Source organism: bacterium, assembly GCA_037131655.1.
Classification (GTDB): domain Bacteria; phylum Armatimonadota; class Fimbriimonadia; order Fimbriimonadales; family JBAXQP01; genus JBAXQP01.
This window is the reverse complement of sequence record JBAXQP010000312.1, coordinates 1-3061: the sequence shown is the minus strand read 5'-3', so window position 1 is coordinate 3061 and position 3061 is coordinate 1. Positions and strand designations below refer to the sequence as shown.

Here is a 3061-nt window from a genome sequence, read left to right as displayed (position 1 = left end):
CTCGGCGGCAATCGTGCCACCAGCGCCGGGGCGGTTCTCGGCGATTACAGGGTTATTGAGCGCCTTGCTGAGCCATTCGGCCGTGATACGCGCCAAGAAATCGGTGTTACCCCCCGGTGGAAACGGAATGATCAGACTGATCGGCTTGGATGGCCAAGCCTGGGCATGGGCTATCGAGGGTAGGACACTGGCGGCAGCGGCAACGGCTAATAGGTTATTAAACTGACGACGTTTCATTGAGTGGCTCCAAATTGAGATGGGGACGAATCAATCGACCGGGGTGGCATCAATCGGCTCTGTGAAGTCGCTCAGCAACCGACCATAACCGACGATACTCGAATTGATACGAAGGGTCCTCAGGCAGGCCCAGAAGCTGGCAGTATTACTGGTCACGACGGGTTTGCCAAGCGTATGCTCGATCTCCTCGATGACATCGAGGGTGGCGAGATTAGCGCAGCTGATGAAGATTGCCTCCGCTTCAGGCGTATCGATCTCCAGCGCCATCCTATACACCGACTCCGGTGGGACGTGCCCGATGCAACGGCGCTCTTGCTGGTTCTTGCCGAGTTCGAGGCCGAGATACTTGGTCACAGTGAAACCATGCTTCTCCAGAAACGTAACCTCTCGACGGTTAACGAAGTCCAGATAAGGTGTACCCATCGCGATGCGACGCACGCCTAGGGCGCGCAATGCCGAGACAACCGCGCCGGCGGTAACTAGTGCCGGCGTGCAGGTCTGTTCGACGATCGATGCAGTGAGCTCCGACAGCGGCACGATCACAGAACCGGCTGTGCAGCCGTAAAGGACGATGTCGACCTCGGCCGTAGCGAGCTCTTTCGCAGCCCGCCCCAGTTCACCTGCCATTCGATGAAACGAGGCTTCATTCATTTCCCCTGTTAGCAACACGCGGGCCGTGTGGATCGTGACGCCAGGCGGAGCCAGCCGATAGAACTCTGGTTCGTTGATGTTGTTGCTCGACGGCGTAATCAGACCGATCTTGCCTCGCCAACCATAAGGCCGGCTAAGCTGCAAGGCAGACATCTCCGGTCCGTCGACTCCAGATGATCGTGCTGAGGGATTCTTGCTGGTCATGCTATTAGTTATTCACAATTGGCAAGGCAAATTCGTTAGTATGGCCTGATGGGTTTGAATCTACCGATTGATCTGGTGGTAACTCAATTTTGTAATGTCTTCTCAGAATATCGGATATCTGCTCATAGCAGACGCCCATGCGCACAACTTGCATAGTTTCAAAGTTAATTAAAGTAGCAGAGCGTCTATACATATGATATTTGCGAAGACCATAATCAATAATGATATCTGCAAGACTGGTCAACTCATGCTGTATATCTTCGACTCTGAACTTTGTGCCTGTTCCCGTTAAATTGGCAGATGAGCCAAATAAGGGATGCACCTCTTCACGACTTAACTTAGTAATTTCAGCATGAAATGGTCCGGCATTTACTAGCATCGCCAGTGTTCCACCAGCAGTACTTGCAGCAAGGGCATTCGGATCAATTTTCTTCATTAGAGGATGATCGGTACGATAGGTTGCAATAGGACCTAATGGCAAGTTGTAATCTTGCGTAATTACTTCAATCATTTCTTGGCCACGCTTATCAAGCACCTGAAGCTCACGTTGGGTTTCCATATCGCAAATCAAAGCATTACGTTTATGCCCACCCCTTTGCTTAGCATTAAAAATTTTCTTTAGGCCTTCTCTTGAGCCACTGATCATGGTGTAACCAACATCTACTGGGAAAATGGCAATTCCGCCAGATTTACAAACGTCAAACGTTCTTCGAGCATCTCCTTTAATATCTAATCTAGACATAAAAATCCTTTCTATTAATTTATAAATTTATTGCGGCTTAAAGTTAGCAGCCTTAAGAATCGGTGCAAATTTATCATATTCTTTTTGTAAGATGGCGGCAGTATCTTCAGGACTGGTAAATCTCACTTCAAATCCTAAGCCCTCCATCTCCGACCGATACTGTTTATCAGTGAATAAATCAGAAAAGGATCCCTCTAACTTTTTAATAATGGCCTTAGGAGTTTTGGCTGGAACCATTATCAGATAACGTGAACTCACCTCCATGTTTGCTATACCGCTTTCTGCAAGCGATGGAATATCTGGAGCCAATGTTGTTCTTTGAGGGCTGATGACTGCCAAGATCTTGACTTTACCTGCTTGAGCATATGGTTGAACTTGAGATAAAGTAAACATTCCAATATCAACATGACCAGCAATTGTATCGGTTAGGGCAGGTCCGTTGCCTTTGTAAGGTATCTCATTGACCTCTATATTGGCTCGATTAGTAAAAAGCATTGCCGCCAAGTCATGAGGACTGCCCGGACCAGAAGTAGCTAAAGCAACCTTCCCTGGGTTCTTTTTTGCATAGGCGATAAGCTCCTTAACATCCTTTGCTGGGAAACTGGGATTTGCTACTAAAACAATAGGGGCACTTGCATAAAAAGAGATTGGCACCAAATCTTTACGGATATCAAAATTAATCTTTGAAAAAAGTAATGGCGCTAAAACAATAGTGTCAGTATTCGCTAGCAGGGTATAGCCGTCAGGTTCGGAACGTACAACTACTTCAGTACCGATTGTGCTCCCTGCCCCACCCTTATTCTCAATAATGATCGACTGATTTAAGCGAGAATCAAGATGCTTACTCATGACTCGTGTGGAGATATCTGTTCCACCCCCTACTGCATAGGGAATTACTAACTTGATAGGTTTATTAGGATAAGGCTGCGCATGAGCAAAGCTGATAATACAAACAAAGGTTAAGGCGCTTCTTTTCAATACTAACTTAATAAGCAAAAAGAATGATTTCATTTGTGCAGTATCCCGTTGAATGTCAATTTCTAAAATATACACCCTCAGGTAAATTCTTAAGCCTTGCAAGTTATATGGAGCCTTTTTAAAAGCTGGCAATAAAGGTATTACGTTGAGCCTAATGCAAAAAGGGCTATTTATGGTCAGGAATTCTCGTATCAATAGGTAATGCCCCCATTTTTAACTTAAGCTAAAAGTAGAAGCTGGTACTGCAAG

At 46.4% G+C, this 3061-nt stretch carries 4 protein-coding genes; all 4 read right to left on the bottom strand.

All coding sequences use genetic code 11. The annotated features are described in order from the left end of the window. Positions 1 to 237, bottom strand: a 237-nt coding sequence (locus WCO51_11695) for an ABC transporter substrate-binding protein (GenBank protein ID MEI6513918.1), incomplete at its 3' end; no start/stop codon positions are given. Between the two features lie 30 nt (positions 238 to 267). Further along, the gene (locus WCO51_11690; protein MEI6513917.1) at positions 268 to 1041 is read right to left on the bottom strand and encodes a decarboxylase; all 774 of its coding nucleotides are present in this window, start codon (positions 1039 to 1041) and stop codon (positions 268 to 270) included. A 55-nt stretch (positions 1042 to 1096) separates the two neighbouring features. Next, the gene (locus WCO51_11685; GenBank protein ID MEI6513916.1) at positions 1097 to 1834 is read right to left on the bottom strand and encodes a Sua5/YciO/YrdC/YwlC family protein; all 738 of its coding nucleotides are present in this window, start codon (positions 1832 to 1834) and stop codon (positions 1097 to 1099) included. 27 nt (positions 1835 to 1861) lie between these two features. Further along, entirely contained in the window at positions 1862 to 3007 is a 1146-nt protein-coding gene (locus WCO51_11680; protein ID MEI6513915.1) for a tripartite tricarboxylate transporter substrate binding protein, read from the bottom strand. Positions 3008 to 3061: the final 54 nt, after the last annotated feature.